This is a genomic window from Rikenella microfusus DSM 15922 (assembly GCF_000427365.1).
Classification (GTDB): Bacteria; Bacteroidota; Bacteroidia; order Bacteroidales; family Rikenellaceae; genus Rikenella; species Rikenella microfusus.
Genome location: NZ_KE386488.1, coordinates 700,489 through 716,936, shown reverse-complemented (window position 1 = coordinate 716,936; position 16,448 = coordinate 700,489). Strand labels below are relative to the sequence as shown.

The window sequence follows — 16,448 nt, the reverse complement described above, 5'->3', positions numbered from 1 at the left end:
GCAGGCCACCGCCGGGGGTGGCTCCGGCCTGACAAAGGGGGAACATTGAAATAAACCGTACCTTTCTTCGGATACCTGATTATATACTTCGATATATCGAATGCACGAAGCGATGCAAACCCGGACAAAAGCCCCTAAAGCTCCGACGCGAGTCGAAAAACTGCGGTGGAAACTGTCGGCCGGTCAAAATAGATAATCGGATTCGGATAATATCCGGGCTGCGATTACCGGGTACGTCCGCGATAGACGACCCCCATCTCGCACTCCGCGCAGTAGAACCGCAACTCCAGCCGCACGCCGTTGTTTTCCAGAAACAACCGCTCGCGGCGCAGTTCCGGATGCTCCCGCAGACAGGTTCCCGTTTCGCGGCGGATACAATAGGGCGTGCGCATCACCTCCCGGCCCTCCAGCTCAGGACTCTCCTGCGTCTCCAGCGCTTTCTCGACCAGATCGAACCCCGCCTGCCGGTAGAAACGTTCCGCCAGCGAATTGGCCGCATTGGCCCGGAAATCATGCGCGAGGCCGACGGGAAGCGCCGGCAGCGCGTCAGGTCGTACATAAGCCGTCGGCCGGTTGTAATTCGCCAGGCGGATCCGGAGCAATTCCGCCAACAGCTCACGCCGCAGGGCGTTCAGTTCCGCTGCCGGAATGAACGGCAGAGTCCCTCCCGCGGTCTCGTCCGGAACCGTTACTTCCGTGATTTCGAAAATCGTCCCTCCGCTTTTGCGGAAAGACTGGCGGATGTTCCGTTCCGCCAAAGCCCGGTTGCCTGCCGGTTCGTAATCCCGGGGCAGGGCGACGACTGCCGACAGACCCGTTTCGTCCGTAGCCCGGACGTTTTCCGGCGTAAAATCGACCGCGGCGCGGATACGCCTTACAGCCGCCGGCCGGAACGAACGGTCGAGGTTGCGGAAAAGCTCCGCTCCGGGCCGGATGTCGGCCGTTTTGTTCAGTATGGCCCGGTTCCCTTCCGCACGGTTTACCGACGCGCCTTCCAACCGTCCCGACGGGGAGATGAAACAGAGACCGTCGCCGTTATTCAGCCGGATGCCCGGATTCAGTTTCAACTTCAGCGTCGTTCCGTCGCAGGCGACCGCCGAACCGATCGGTTCGCCGACCGACCGCGCCTCGGGCGCCAGCACTCCGGCCCGTTTTCCATCCTGAAAATAGGTCGTGAATCCGCGCGAGAAACTTTTCGACGGATTCGGCTCGAAATCGCAGACCGATTCGCCGACCGACGTGCGGGGCAGGCCCAGTTCGGTTAGCCGCCGGTGGTAGTAGGCCGTGTTGTTCACCACATATCCCTCCTCTTTGAGCCGCCCTTCGATCTTGAACGAGCAGACCCCCGCGTCCGCCAGTTCTTCCAGCCGGTCGCTCAGGTTCAGGTCGCGCACCGAGAGCAGATGTTTGTTCCGCATCAACAGCCTGCCTCGTCCGTCGTACAAGTCGTATTGCGACCGGCAGGGCTGGGCGCAGCCGCCCCGGTTGCCTCCCCGTCCGCACAGCGCATGCCCCAGGTAGCACTGCCCGCTGTAACAGACGCAGATCGCCCCGTGCACGAAGGCCTCCAGCTCGACTTGCTGCGGAACCGCCGCCCGGACGGCCCGGATCTGTTCCAGCGAGGCTCCCCGTTCCAGAACGATGCGGGAAAAGCCGGCGGCGGCGAGGAACGAGGCCCGTTCCGGAGTCAGGTTGAATGTTTGCGTGGAGGCATGCAGAGCGATCGGCGGCAGTTCCATCTGCGTGAAGGCCATGTCCTGTACGATCAGCGCGTCTGCGCCCGCTTCCCAGGCGCCCCAAGCCGTTTTCCGGGCATCGTCCAGTTCGCGCTCGAACAGCAACGTGTTCATGGTGATGTAAACCCGTGCTCCGAAACCGTGCGCGTATTCGGCCAGCGCGGCTATATCGTCCATCGGATTGCCTGCCGCCGTCCGCGCTCCGAACCGTTCGGCGCCGATATAGACGGCGTCTGCGCCGGCATCGACGGCCGCGCGGCCGATCGAGGCGGTTCCGGCAGGAGAAAGCAGTTCTATTCCGGTCGTCATATCCATTAAATTGCGGTAAATATATAACGATTTCCCAATTATATACGCTGATGTTCCCGGTATATTACGGCAACCCGGTTATATATTTTGACAGGTAACTATATACAACTTTATCCTAATTTATATGCATACTTGATTCTCAATATATTTCGGCCCGCACCCGCCTCCTGAAGCAGAGAAAAGCCCCGCCCCCCGTGCCGAGCGGCACCGCACGGCCGGTTGGGAAGATTATTGCCTGATTTTGGGTAAAGTCGTATATAGTTCTTTTGATATACCGACGGTTCTTACCGATGTTTTTTCGGTTCTCGCCGATCCTCCGGGGTTTTTGTCCGGGTTTGCATCGCCTCATGCCGGCCTCTTTCGGCAAAAAGAACTTCCGGCCGGAGCGGCCACGACAGGACCGCTCCTTTCCTCCACGCAGAGGGTCGGATCGAAATGTGCTGAAAATCAGGTATACCTATAAAAATCCCCGAAGCGGTTTTGCCGCTTCGGGGAGGGATACGGGCCGGAACTATCCGAAAATCGGGCATGCATACCGGTTTACAGGCTGTCGCCGAAGTCCCGGCGGAATTTGTCCACCAGTTTGGCCGGCCAGTCGCTCGTCGGTTCCAGTCCGCCCATAAAGAAGCGCAGCACCGGCGGTTCGTAAGTGAAACGCAGTCCGCCGATCAGCTCCCGGTTGTCGTAGAGCCACTGCATGCGGTCGATCACATATTTGATCTGCGAGAGCGTGAATACGCGCCGGGGTACCGCCAGGCGCAGCAGTTCCACGTCCGCCAGTATCTCGACCCCGTTTTCGTCGCGCACGCTGGAGACCGTGCCGCGCTCCATCCCCCGGATACCGGAAATCAGGTAGAACGCCGCCGCCAGCGCCCCTGCCGGATATTCCGTCTGCGGAATATGCGAGCAGAACTTCATCGCATCGACATGCGCCCCCAGCACCCCCGGAGGCGTCACCACCGGAATGCCCCGTTTCTCCATCTCGCGCACCAGATAGGCGATGAAAGAGGGGCTTTGAGAGATCATCGTTTCGTCCAGCGTTTCGTAAAGGCCGACGGCCATCGCCTCGATCTCGCGTACCGAGATGCCCCCGTAAGTCAGGAACCCTTCGTAAAGCGGAATCAGGGCCTCCATCTCTTTGAAAAGCTCCAGCCGGTTGGTGCAGATGCCGCCCCCGCGGCTCGAACTGAGTTTGCGGGCCGAGAAATATACCAGGTCGGCCAGCCCGGTCATCATCTTGATGATGTCGGCCATCGAATTCTCTTTCCACTCCGCCTCCCGCTGTTTGACCAGATAGGCATTCTCGCCCAGCAACGAAGCGTCCAGCACCAGCATCAGACCGTATTTGTCGGCCACGCGGCGCACGTCCATCAGGTTCGCGATCGAGAAAGGCTGACCGCCGATCAGGTTGGTCGAAGCCTCCATCCGGATGAACGGAATGTTCTCCACGCCGTTCTCTTCGATACACTTCACCAGCTTGTCGATGTCCATGTTCCCTTTGAACGGGTTTTCGGACTTCAGCTCCAGCGCTTCGTCGCGCAACAGTTCGGCGGCCCGTCCGCCGTTTTCGAGGATATGGGCCAGCGAAGTGGTGAAGTGGTAATTCATCGGCACCACATGTCCCGGTTTCACATACCGGCGGCAGATGATATTTTCGGCAGCGCGGCCCTGGTGTACCGGCAGCAGGTACTTTTTGCCGAGCACCTCTTCGACGGCTTGTTGGAGCCGCGCGAAAGACTGCGACCCGGCGTAAGCGTCGTCGGCCCGGAACATGGCGGCGATCTGGTTGTCGCTCATGGCGTTGGTGCCGCTGTCGGTCAGCATGTCGAGGAATACGTCCGCAGTCGAGAGCCGGAAGGTGTTGAAGCCGGCCTCTTTGATGGCGTCGAGCCGCCGTTCGATCGGCACTAAGTGCAACTTCTGTACGACGCGTACTTTATGCAATTCCAAGGGGATGTTCTCCCCGCTGTAAAATTTCACGGGATTCATTTCGGATTCGGGTTTGGGTTAGTAATCGTTCAATGCAATATTTTACAAATGTAAAATAATTCCGCCTGCCGCCAAACAAAAAGCCCGGTCGGATGCCGTTTCGCATCCGGACCGGGGATGGGCGTATTTCGCAGGGTATCCGGCGTTGAGGTTTTCGGACGCCTTCGCCGCCTGCGTCAGATCAATCGCAGCCGGGCGAACTTGAGCAACAGGGTCTTGGTTCCCGCCGCCTCGAACCGCACCGTCACCTTCGTGTCGGTGGCGGTCTGTTCGAACGCCGTGACCGTACCGCTGCCGAAACGGTCGTGGGCCACGCGCGCGCCGACGGTCAGCTCGCCCGCCGAGTCGAGCGGTTTCCCCTGCGGCACGGACGCCGGCCGCGTATCCGTCCTTTTGAATCCCGCGGGTGCCTGGACAGGGGGAGCCGGCGGGGTAGCGGTCTTGCGCTGATAGCGCTGAAAAGCGGGGCGCGGATCGCCGGTCCGGGCCGCTGTGCCCGCAGTGTTCCACCGGTTGCGCAAAGCGGCGTTGCCGTCTCCTCTGGAATCGGTGTCCGGCAGGGGAGGCATGTCGAGGTATTTCGGGTCGATCTCCTTGATGAAACGGCTGGCCTGCGAAGGCACCACGCTGCCCCATTTGAACCGCGAGAGGGCGAAGCTCAGCGTGGCCCGTTTTTCGGCCCGCGTCAGGGCTACGTAGAAGAGCCGACGCTCCTCTTCGATGTCTTCGGCCGAGGCGCTGCCGCCGTGCTGACTGGGGAACAGGTTCTCTTCCAGCCCGACGATATAGGTGTATTTGAATTCCAGCCCTTTGGAGGCGTGTACGGTCAGCAGCGTCACGCGCGGGGTGTCGTCCTCCCTGCTGTTGTCCATATCGGTCAGCAGGGCGATATTCTGCAACCACTGGTCGAGCGTTACGGGGCCGTGCACCACTCCCTCTTGCGGCAGATCGGCCTGCGGCGCGACGCTTTCGCCGCCTTCGGCCGCCCCCTCGCCGGAGAGTTGTTCATCGACGAATACTTTGACCGAGTTGATCAGTTCTTCGACGTTCTGCAACCGCGATTCGTCTTCGATCGAGGGGCTGTCTTTGTAGTGGGCGATCAGGCCGGAACGGGACATCACCTCCATGGCCAGTTCGTAAGCGTCCATCTCGCCGGAACGGCGGAACAGTTCGGTAAAGTTCCGGACGAAAGCGCCGAGGCTCTTGACCGCCCCTCCCCGGATGCCCAGCTCTTCGGGGGTATGCCTCAACAGCACTTCCCACATCGAGACGCCTTCGGCCTGTCCGGCGGCGACGATTTTGCCGATCGACGTTTCGCCGATCCCGCGTGCCGGGAAGTTGATGATCCGTTTGAGGGATTCGTCGTCTTTGGGATTGATGGCCAGCCGCAGGTAGGCGATGGCGTCTTTGATTTCGGCCCGCTGGTAGAACGACTGGCCGCCGTATATGCGGTACGGGATATTGTTGCCGCGCAGGTGTTCTTCGATGACGCGCGACTGGGCGTTGGTGCGGTACAGTACGGCGAAGTCGTCGGGCGAAGCCTGCCTGCCGTACAGAGTGGTGTGGATGTCGGCGGCGACGCGCTGGGCCTCTTCCTTATCGCTCAGGGTGCAGATCACGCGGATCGGGTCGCCCTGTTCGTTCTCGGAAAAGAGGTGCTTGGGCAGCTTGCGGCTGTTTTTCTCGATCACGCTGTTGGCCGCTTCGACGATGGTGCGGGTGGAACGGTAGTTTTGTTCGAGCTTGAAGATTTTGGCTTCGGGGTAGTCCTGCTGGAAACGGAGGATATTTTCGATCCGCGCCCCGCGGAACGAATAGATGCTTTGCGAGTCGTCGCCCACGACGCAGATGTTCCGGCGGATGTCGGCCAGTTTCTTGACGATCAGGTACTGCGAGTAGTTGGTGTCCTGATACTCGTCCACGAGGATATACTGGAATTGCTCGCCGTATTTCTGCGCGATTTCGGGATGGTCGCGCAGCAGAATATTCATATAGAGCAACAGGTCGTCGAAGTCCATCGCTCCGTTTTGGCGGCACTGGCGCATGTAGAGGGCGTAGATTTCGGCCAGCCGGGGCCGTTTGGCGCGGGCGTCTTCTTCGGTGAGGGTGGCGTTGGCGGCGTAGGCTTCGGGCAGCACGAGGTTGTTCTTGGCCAGCGAGATGCGTGCGTAGACTTCGTTGGGTTTGTATTGCTCGTCGGGCAGTTCGAGCTGGCGGACGATGGCTTTCACGACGTTCCGGCTGTCGGCGGTGTCATAGATGGTGAAGGCTTCGGGAAAACCCAGCAACCCGGCTTCGGCACGCAGGATACGGCTGAACAGGGAGTGGAAGGTGCCCATCCACAATCCGCGCACGGCGTCGTAGGGCAGTATCTTCGTCACACGGTCGCGCATCTCGCGGGCGGCTTTGTTGGTAAAGGTCAGGGCCATGATGTTCCGGGGCGAAATGCCCTGCCGGAGCATATGGGCGATGCGCATGGTCAGCACGCGGGTCTTGCCGGACCCGGCGCCGGCGATAATCAGCGACGGTCCGGCGTAGTTCTCCACGGCGCTGCGCTGGGGGTCGTTCAACCCCTGCAAATAATCGATCTCCATATATCTGTATCTTCAATCGTTCGGTTATTCCGTACATCGAGATCGGAGGCAACCGTACTTTTCAATACCGCTGTACTCGTTCTGTTTCCGCTTCCTCGCCGCTTGGCAAAAGCTGCTCACGGTCTTTGGCAAGCGGCAGTGTCGATTCCGGAAAAATACGGTTAAGTGCCCCCGGCCTTTCCTTGCCTGTTCATTCATCGGATAAAGGCTGCCGACCCGGGAATGTGCGATTTTCCGTTCCGACGTTAGTCGGGAGCGGGGAATCGCATTCCCGGCGGGTTTTTTATCTCCTTTTGGGGGCACGCAACCGACGGCGGCAGCCGAGCGCCATCGGGGTCGGCTTCGCCTTCTTCCTCGCCGTTCGGCAACGCTTAAGCCGGCTCGCACTGCTCTCACCGGCAGCGTCGGTTGCACGAATGGCCGAGGCGCCAGGAAAAAGCCGTCGGGCAACCCGTAGGCAAAACGAACCGTACTCTCAACCTGAACAGTACGAATAACCGAAGTTTAAAAATACAAAGATAGGGATTACCAGACAATCGGTTGTTGTCCGGTAGAGATGAGATATTCGTTCGCTTTGCTGAAATGGCGGCAACCGAAGAATCCGCGGTACGCCGACAGCGGCGACGGGTGAGGCGCCGTCAGGATGCAGTTTTCCGCCGGATTGACCGCCGCCGCTTTCCGTTGGGCATACGATCCCCACAGCATATAGACCACATGTTTCTTATGTTGCGCCACGGCCCTGACGACCGCATCCGTAAACTGTTCCCAGCCTCGGCCCGCATGCGATGCCGGAGTATGGGCCTGTACCGTCAGTACGGCATTGAGCATCAGCACTCCCTGTTCCGCCCAACGGTCGAGTTCGCCCGTAGCCGGATACGGAGCGCCCGTGTCGTCGCTCACTTCTTTGAGGATATTCTGCAAAGAGGGCGGAAACAGAGTGCCCGCCGCTACCGAGAAACACAATCCGTTGGCCTGTCCCGCATTATGGTACGGGTCCTGCCCGATGATGACCACCCGGAGCCGATCGACCGGGCAACAGTTGAATGCCCGGAAAATATTGGCGGCGGGAGGATAGACCACATGGGTCATATATTGCTCCCGAACGAAAGCGGTCAGCTGATCGAAATACGGTTTTTCGAACTCTCCGGCCAGCAATTCGTGCCAGGAAGGTTCTATCTTGACATTCGCCATTTGAGTTATGCTGTTTCTTGCGGGTTGGTTTTCAAATCATCTGTCCGGACCGATTCGCTTCGGATAAATCGAGCCGTTCGGTATACGAACGATCAGGAACGGTACGACCTCTCGCCGGAGTTATCCCGACCTTCGCAGGCCTCACCGATATCTGTCGAACACCTGCCGGTACGGAACATATTCCCAATAAACCGTCCGGTTATTTTTCATTCGGGTCGGGCCCCCGGGAGACCGCTCCGAGTTTACGAGGGTTGCGGGCCTCCCGTGGGGAGGCGTCCGGCCCGTGCGACCTAAAGGTCGCAAAACATGCCCAGGCCATTTAACCGTACGGTTTATTACCATGTTCTCCCTTAGTCAGGCCGGAGCCACCCCCCGGCGTAGGCCTGCAAGCAGTCCACGCTGGCTCCGGCCTTGAATTTGCAAATTAAAAAGTAGGTTTAACGTAATGTCTATCGCCGACGGACGGTTGTCTTTTCTTCACCCGTTTATGTCGCGGGGACACTTGCTTTTCTATACGCCTCATGCCGGCGGGACACTTTCTTGTTGCCTTCGGGTTACCTACGGCTTCCTCGCGCTGCCTCGCCAAAGTCCGTAAACGGCCTCTGGTCTCGGTACTCTGCTCGGTTCCTCCTTACGCCTCGGCCATTCGTGTGAACCTTATGGTACTTGGCTGCTGCGTCGGTTGCGCGACCAAAAAAGTAAACAAAAAAGTCGCCGGGAATGCGATTCCCCGTTCCCGACTCACGTCGGATCGGAAAATCGCACATTCCCGAGGTCGGCAGCCTTTACCCGAAAAACAATAAAAGGAAAAGGCAGGGAATATTTAACCGTACATTAAAACTCAGGCCTCCGCATCGACAACGGACAGGGCGGCACACGATACCGTCACGACGATAAAGCAACCCCCACCCGAAGTGCCCGGCCGGACAATCGGAAAAATCGCATTCCCTCCCCGGAGACGACATACGACGCCCCGGAGAAAATAAACCGGGACGATCGGCTCTCCTATTTGGCCGCGTAGAAACAGCGTTTGGGCGATTCCGCCTTACCCTCTTTCACCAGATTCTTGATCGCTTTATCGACTTCGGCCTTCGGCAGTCCCGTGGCTTCGGCCACCTCCGCGGATTTCATCGGCACGCCGCTTTCGACCAGAGCGGCCAGTACTTTCTCTTCATTCATGGTATGATTCGTTTTGTCCCCCTTTCTGGCGGAAACGGAATTTTTCCGTAAAATCGGAGGAAATTCCCGGCGAAAACCGCCGTTATCCCGCTTAAGGCGAAGGATGAATATTTGTTTCAGGTAAGTATATACGACATTATATGCACACATGATTTTCAGTATATTTCGGCCCGGACCCGCCTCCTTAAACAGAGAAAAACCCCGGTCCCCTATGCCGATCGGCACCGCAGGGCCGTTTAGGGAGATCATTTCCCGATTTTGGGTAATGGCGTATATACTTACCTTATTCTAAACGTAAAATTAGAAAAAAAAGTAACTTTATCACAACTTTACGGTGAAAAGCCATAAAATGGAACCGCAGAAAACAACGCTTATGAAACTCCGTCGTCCGAACCTCTTGCGTGCCCTGCTGCCGGTCGTCGTACTGACCTTGACCGGTCCTGTCCACGCCCAGAAACCCGCCCCCGGCGAAACCGCTCCGGTGGACAGCAGCGTCCGCGTGGGACAACTGCCCAGCGGCATTACCTATTACCTCAAGCACAACGCCAAACCCGCCCGCCGGGCAGACTTCCACATCTATTATAAAGTCGGCGCCATACAGGAAGAAGAGAGCCAGAACGGGCTGGCCCACTTCCTCGAACACATGGCCTTCAACGGTTCGCAGCACTTTCCCGGCAACTCGATGATCGATTGGCTATCGACCGTCGGCGTCCGCTTCGGCGAAAACCTTAACGCCGCCACCGGACAGGAACAGACCACCTATATGATCACCAACGTGCCGCTCACCCGACCCGGTATCGTCGATTCGGCGCTTCTGATCCTGCACGACTGGGCGGGGCACATCGCCCTCGACACGGCCGATATCGACAAGGAACGCGGCGTCATCATCGAAGAGTGGCGGCAGGGGAACAACGCCCAGCGCCGCATCTTCGAAAAGCAGGCCCCGGTGCTTTACAATAACTCCCTGTACGCGCGGCGGAACGTGATCGGTAACCCGGAGGTGCTCAAAACCTTCAAATATCAGGAACTGCGCGACTTCTACCGGAAATGGTACCGCCCCGACCTGCAAGCGTTCGTGATCGTCGGCGATTTCGACGTGGACAGCATGGAACGGAAACTGCGGCGGACGATGGCCGACCTGAAACCGTCGGCCGTGCGCACGCCCAAGGCTACGGTTACGGTGGCCGACAACGAGCGGCCGCTCGTTTCCGTCACCTCCGACCCCGAACTGACCGCCACCTCCGTTCAGGTCCTGTTTCGTGAACGGCCGCTCGCCGAACGTTACGACGGCATGGAGCGGATTTACCACGAATATATCCGTTCGCTGGCGGGGCGGATGCTGAACGAGCGTTTCAGCGAACTCTCGCGACGAGAGAACGCGCCGTTCCTGGGGGCCGGGGGCGGCTACGGCTCCGTCGTCGAACCGTTCGACGCCTTCTTCGTGGGCGGCACGGCACGCGAAGGCGAAGCCCTCCGGACGCTCGAAGCGTTATATACCGAAGCCTACCGCATGAAACGCGGCGGTTTCACCCAGTCGGAACTCGACCGGGCCAAGACCGAGATCATGCGCGGTACGGAAAGTTATTTCGAAAACCGCAACGACCGCAAGAACGGGGAGTTCGCCGGAGCTTACATGGAACATTTCGAAGACGGGACGCCGTACCTCTCTCCGGAACAGGACCTGCGCATCACCCGGCGGGTGCTGGACGCCGTCACGCTGGAAGAGGTGAATGCCGTGGCGGCGGAGTGGGTGCGCGACCGCAACAGCGCGATCCTGATCTCGCTGCCCGAAAAAGCGGGCGCAGCGTTACCGACCGAGGCCGAAGTGCTGGCCGTGGCCGAACGGGTGAAAAACGCGCGGATCGAAGCGTATGAAGATAGCGTGCAGAACGGCGAACTGATGGACGTTTCCTGCCTCGAAGGGGCGCCGGTCGTCAAGACCGAAGCGGGGAAATACGGCTCGACGGTGCTTACCCTGAAAAACGGCGTGCGGGTGGTCGTCAAGCCGACGGAGCTGAAAGCGGACGAAGTGCAGATGAACGCGTTCCAGAAAGGGGGACAATCGACCGTAGCCGAAGCGACTGACCTGTATAACTTAGGGATGCTGCCCGCCTATCTGGGGCTGAGCGGCGTGGGCGATTTCTCGCACACCGAGCTGGACAAACTGCTGACGGGAAAAATCGCCGCCGTACGGCCGAGCATCGGTTCGCTGTCGCAGGGATTCAGCGGCAGCTGCTCGCCGAAAGACATCGAAACGCTGATGCAGCTTACCTACCTTTATTACACGGCCCCGCGTTTCGAGCGCAGCGATTGGAACGTGCTGATGAACCAATACCGCTCGCTGCTGCCGGGCGTGGTGAAGAATCCGAACTACATTTTGCAGGACAGCCTGTTCCGGACGGTGTACGGGCACAATCCGCGGGTATTCATGCAACTGAGCGAACAGGTGCTGGACACGGTTTCGCTGGAGCGTACCGAACAGCTTTACCGGCGGTTTTTCTCGAATGCCGACGGGATGACTTTCATCTTCGTGGGCAATATTTCGGTGGATTCGCTGCGGCCGCTGGCCGAGAAATACCTCGGCTCGCTGCCGGCGCGTAAAGGCAAGGAGCCGCAGTGGGGCGACTATCTGGTGCTGCCGGTTCCGGGTCGGGTGCAGAATGTGTATGGAACTCCGCTCGAAACCCCGAAGGCGACGGCTATCGAGCTTTATACGGGCGAACTGCCGTACACGATGGCCCGCAGCATCAATCTGGAGGCGATCCGTTACATCCTCGAAATGCGCTATACGAAGTCGATTCGCGAAGAAAAAGGCGGCACGTACGGCGTGGGGGTATCGCTGACATACCAGAAAGTCCCGCTTCCGAGGTTCGCTTTCCAGATATTCTTCGAAACGGATACGACCCGGGTGGGGGAACTGTTGCCGTTGGTGGAGCAGGAGATCAGGGCGCTGTCGGAGGGCGGAGCGACGGAGGAGGAACTGACCAAGACGAAAGAGTTTTTCCTGAAACAGTACCGCGACGGGTTGATCCATAACGGCACCTGGATGGGATACCTGACCAGCTGGTACCTGAACGACAACGACCGCCATACGGACTACGAGGCGGCGGTGCGGGCGCTGACATCCGAGACGATCCGGCGGACTGCTGCCGAGACGTTCGGACAGGACAATGTCTGCACGGTCGTGCAGCTGCCGGAGGCAGAGTCCGAGTAACCGCAGAACCGGGCCCAGGGGATGACCCCGGGCGATGCGGAAGGTCGGTGAAACAGGCAGGGCTGTCCGCCATAATGGCCGGAGACCCGCTCCGCAGTTTCGTATGCGGATGCGGTTCGTGTCGCCCTCTGCCGAAATGAGCCTCCTCCGGATCGGACTTCAGTCCGATCCGGAGGAGGCTCTTGACGTTATGGAGTTTCAGGTTTCCGGATAACCGGTTCCCGCATCCGGGGGCGAACGGCGACCTTGGGCGTCCCCCAACTGTCCGGATCGCCGCCGAAGCGAAGGCTTATCGAATCCTGCGGTTGTGCGAGACCCTCGTAACTTTGGTCGTACGGGCCGGAAATTCGGGACGGAGGCTTGCAACAACGTTCCGTATCCAGGCATTCGTCGGCTCTGCCGGCGGGACCGCCCCCGCGGTCTCCGAACGATACCACCGTCGATTCCGGCAACGATCATCGGCCGTATGTGCGGAACGATTACGGATATATCCCCGGCCCGACGGCAAATGGCCCGGTCATTCGCTTTCGCTTACGATCAGGCCGTCCCGCATGGCGATGCGCCGGTCGGACATCGCCGCCAGGTCGTTGTCGTGCGTAACGATTACGAACGTATAACCGAAACGGTCGCGTAACCGGAAAAAAAGGCGATGCAGCTCTTCGCGGTTCACGCTGTCGAGGTTTCCGGACGGCTCGTCGGCGAACACCACCGCCGGATCATTGACCAGCGCCCGCGCCACGGCCACGCGTTGCTGTTCCCCGCCCGACAATTCGGCCGGTTTGTGGGTCGCCCGATGCCCGACCCCCAGTAATTCCAACAGTTCGTCTGCCCGCTTTTGCGCTGCGGCACGGGGTCTTCGGCCGATCAGGGCCGGAATCATCACGTTCTCCAACGCCGTGAATTCCGGCAGCAGGTGGTGGAATTGGAACACGAAACCGATCCGCTCGTTCCTGAGGCGGACCAGTTCGCCCGCCCGCAACGAACCGACAGTCTGTCCGGCAATCTCGACCGTTCCGCCGTCGGGTTGCGACAAAGTACCGAGAATCTGGAGCAATGTGGTTTTACCGGCCCCGCTCGGCCCCACGATAGCGGCCACTTCGCCCTGCGCAATGTCGAGGTCGATCCCGCGGAGCACCTCCAGGGTACCGAACCGTTTGTGTATATCCCTGCATCGTATCATTATCGGACAAATATAATGTTTTTAACGACAAGGCGGGCCGCCTCCACGGAAGGAGACGGCCCGCCCCGAAATCGGACGGATGTTACTCGGCAATCGCTTTGCCCATTTTCCTGTCTTTGCGGGTCAGCAGGTCGTATGCCACCGGAGTTGCGATGAACATCGAGGAGTAAGTCCCGATCGCGACCCCGAACATCAGGGCGAAAACGAATCCGCGGATCACTTCGCCGCCGAAGATGAAGATGGCGAGCAGCACCACGAACGTGGAACCCGAAGTATTGATCGTCCGGGCCAGCGTGCTGTTGATCGCATGATTGATATTCTCTTTGCGCGAACGGCGGGGGAAGAGGTGCATGTTTTCGCGGATACGGTCGAAAATCACCACTTTGTCGTTGATCGAATAACCGATGATGGTCAGGATCGCGGCGATGAACGACTGGTCCACCGTCAGGTTGAACGGCAGCAGACCGTAAAGCAGCGAGAAAATACCGATCGTCAGCAGGGCGTCGTGGAACAGCGAAATGACGCCGCCCATCCCGTATTGCCAGTTCTTGAACCGGAGCGCGATATAAATCCCGATGGCCATCAACGAGAAGACCACTGCGATCAGCGAATTGACCTTGATGTCGTGCGCGATGCTGGGACCCACCTTTTCGGCGCTGATAATCCCGTACGGATTGCTTACGGTAGTGGTGAAGTCGTCGATCGAGATTTTCTGTTCGTACAGCGGGGCCAGCGCCCGGTACATCATTTCGTTGATTTCATTGGTCACGCCGTCGCCGTCGTCTTCGTACCGGTACTGGGTCACGATGCGCATCTGCATCTGGTCCTTGTTACCGTACTGTTTCACTTCCAACCCTTCGGAGAAGACCTTGTCGAGCGCATCGCGGACTTCATTGGCGGTCACCATGCGGTCGAAACGCACCACATAGGCGCGGCCCCCGGAGAAGTCCACCCCGTAGCTCAGGCCGCGCACGGCCAGCGAAACGACCATCACCAGCATCACCAGACCGGAAACCGTATACGATACTTTGCGGAGTTTCAGGAAATTGACATGGGTATTGGCCATGAAATATTCGGTGATGCGGTTCCAGAACCGGATGTTGCGTCCTTTGTCCAGCATCGCCACGAAGATGAGCCGGGTGATGAAGATGGCGCAGAAGAGCGAGGTGATGATACCGATGATCAGCGTGGTGGCGAAACCCTGTACCGGGCCGGTCCCGAAGATGAACAGCACGATACCCGTAATCAGCGTGGTCGCCTGGCCGTCGATGATCGCCGAGTAGGCGTTCTTGAAACCGTCCGCGATCGAAAGGTTGAGCCCCTTCCCGGAGTGTATCTCCTCTTTGACGCGCTCGTAGATGATCACGTTGGCGTCCACGGCCATACCCATCGTCAGCACGATACCGGCGATACCGGGCAGGGTCAGCACGGCGCCGAAGCTCACCAGCACCCCGAACAGGAAGAAGAGGTTGGCCAGCAGGGCGATATTGGCCACGAAACCGGCCGTGTTATAGAAGAAGAGCATGTAAACGAGCACCAGCAGGAAAGCCAGCACGAACGAGGTCATCCCCGCGTCGATCGACTCCTGGCCGAGCGACGGCCCTACGACGGCTTCCTGGACGATCTGGGCCGGGGCGGGCAGACGGCCCGCCTGGAGGATATTGGCGAGGTCTTTCGCTTCGGCGATGGTGAAATCGCCGCTGATCTGCGAGTGGCCGCCGGTGATTTCGCCGTTCACGATCGGGCAGGAATAGACGTATCCGTCGAGCACGACGGCGATGTAACGGCCTACGTTGTCGGCGGTCAGGCGAGCCCAGATTTTGGCGCCGGTCGCGTTCATGCTCATCGACACTTCGGCCGACGAGCCGGTCTGCGCGTGTTGCCCCACGGCGTCGGTGATCACGCTCCCGTCGAGGGCGGGCCGGCCGTCGTTGCTGCCCTTGATGGCGTACAGTTCATAGACCGTCGGGCTGCCTTTGATTCCCTTGATGCCCCACATGAAACGCACGTCGCGCGGGAAGAGCGACCGTACCTGAGGCATGTTCAGGTAAGTATTGACTTTAGCGGTGTCGTACGACTGGGCCATGCCGATCACGCCCCCGTCCTGCATCGGCTGGAAGACGCTGAACAGCGAGGTGACCTTTCCGGCTTCGGCACCCTTCGGGGCGCTGCCGTCCCGGGCCGCGCCGAGCGCGGCGAGGATGTCGGTCGAATCGGGAGCGGCTTTCGCGGTATCCGCGGCTGCCGTCGTAGCCGTCGAATCGGCGGCGGCCAGCAGGGCAGACACCTCTTCGTTGGCCTGCATCATCATCGGGAAGAGTTCCTTGGCCGTATAAGTGGTCCAGAATTCGAGGCTCGCCGTCCCCTGGAGGAGTTTGCGCACGCGTTCAGGATCCTTGATCCCCGGCAGTTCGACCATGATGCGGCCGGTGTTGCCGATCCGCTGGATATTGGGCTGGATCACCCCGAAGCGGTCGATACGGGTCGAGAGAACGTTGAACGAGTTGGAGATCGCCGCGTCGCACGATTCGCGGAGCACTTTGATCACCTGGTCGTTGGTCGATTCCGGGGTGATTTTGCTGCGCAGTTCGTAGGTGCCGAAAATAGCGGCCAGCCGCCCGTCGGGAGCCACGCTGCGGTAGGCGTTCGCAAACAGGGTGATGAAGTCGTCGGTACTGTTGTTCATCGCCTTCTTGGCCTCGGCCATGGCCTGTACGAACGCAGGGTCGGTGCTGTTGTTCGAGAGGGCTTTGAGCACGTCTTCGACCGCGATTTCGAGGGTGATGTTCATCCCCCCCTGCAGGTCGAGCCCGAGGTTGATCTCTTTCTCCTGACATTCGGCATAGGTGTATTTCACCAGCCCGAGGTTGTACACGACCTGCGACTTCATGGAGTCGAGGTAGGCCTGTTCAACGGCCGAGTTCCCGCCGGCCGCTTCAGCGGCATCGCTGCGCACGCTGTGCGTCACGAACGAGAACGACAGCTGGAACGCGCAGGCGATGGCCAGCATGATGGCCAGGAACTTGAGTGCGCCTTTATTCTGCATGGATTGTAAA

The 16,448-nt window shown here is 59.4% G+C and carries 8 protein-coding genes; 1 reads left to right on the top strand and 7 read right to left on the bottom strand.

Features of this window, described 5'->3' with window-relative positions:
* Window positions 1-224: 224 nt before the first annotated feature.
* The 5 genes from RIKMI_RS0104145 to RIKMI_RS0104125 form a co-directional block, all read right to left on the bottom strand.
* Window positions 225-2,045 carry a peptidase U32 family protein gene (locus tag RIKMI_RS0104145; protein ID WP_027290563.1) on the bottom strand — a complete coding sequence of 607 codons (1,821 nt, stop codon included), beginning with the start codon at window positions 2,043-2,045 and terminating at the stop codon, window positions 225-227.
* Between the two features lie 540 nt (window positions 2,046-2,585).
* Window positions 2,586-4,034, bottom strand: a complete 1,449-nt coding sequence (locus RIKMI_RS0104140) for a tryptophanase (protein WP_027290562.1) — start codon at window positions 4,032-4,034, stop codon at window positions 2,586-2,588.
* A gap of 176 nt (window positions 4,035-4,210) precedes the next feature.
* A complete protein-coding gene (locus RIKMI_RS0104135; protein WP_027290561.1) occupies window positions 4,211-6,628 on the bottom strand; it encodes an ATP-dependent helicase in 2,418 nt (805 codons plus the stop codon).
* Between the two features lie 525 nt (window positions 6,629-7,153).
* Window positions 7,154-7,819, bottom strand: coding sequence for a uracil-DNA glycosylase (gene ung / locus RIKMI_RS0104130; protein ID WP_037291478.1), 666 nt, complete (start codon window positions 7,817-7,819; stop codon window positions 7,154-7,156).
* A gap of 1,005 nt (window positions 7,820-8,824) precedes the next feature.
* Window positions 8,825-8,998 carry a helix-turn-helix transcriptional regulator gene (locus tag RIKMI_RS0104125; RefSeq protein WP_027290559.1) on the bottom strand — a complete coding sequence of 58 codons (174 nt, stop codon included), beginning with the start codon at window positions 8,996-8,998 and terminating at the stop codon, window positions 8,825-8,827.
* A 373-nt stretch (window positions 8,999-9,371) separates the two neighbouring features.
* Here RIKMI_RS0104125 and RIKMI_RS0104120 point away from each other — a divergent pair, with 373 nt between their 5' ends.
* Window positions 9,372-12,212: a M16 family metallopeptidase gene (locus tag RIKMI_RS0104120; RefSeq protein WP_051214331.1), complete on the top strand. Its 2,841-nt coding sequence runs from the start codon at window positions 9,372-9,374 to the stop codon at window positions 12,210-12,212.
* A 517-nt stretch (window positions 12,213-12,729) separates the two neighbouring features.
* Here the strand turns inward: RIKMI_RS0104120 and RIKMI_RS0104110 are convergent.
* Complete coding sequence (locus tag RIKMI_RS0104110; RefSeq protein ID WP_027290557.1) at window positions 12,730-13,392, bottom strand: ABC transporter ATP-binding protein; 663 nt, start codon at window positions 13,390-13,392, stop codon at window positions 12,730-12,732.
* 82 nt (window positions 13,393-13,474) lie between these two features.
* A complete protein-coding gene (gene secDF, locus RIKMI_RS0104105) occupies window positions 13,475-16,438 on the bottom strand; it encodes a protein translocase subunit SecDF (protein WP_027290556.1) in 2,964 nt (987 codons plus the stop codon).
* Window positions 16,439-16,448 lie beyond the last annotated feature (10 nt).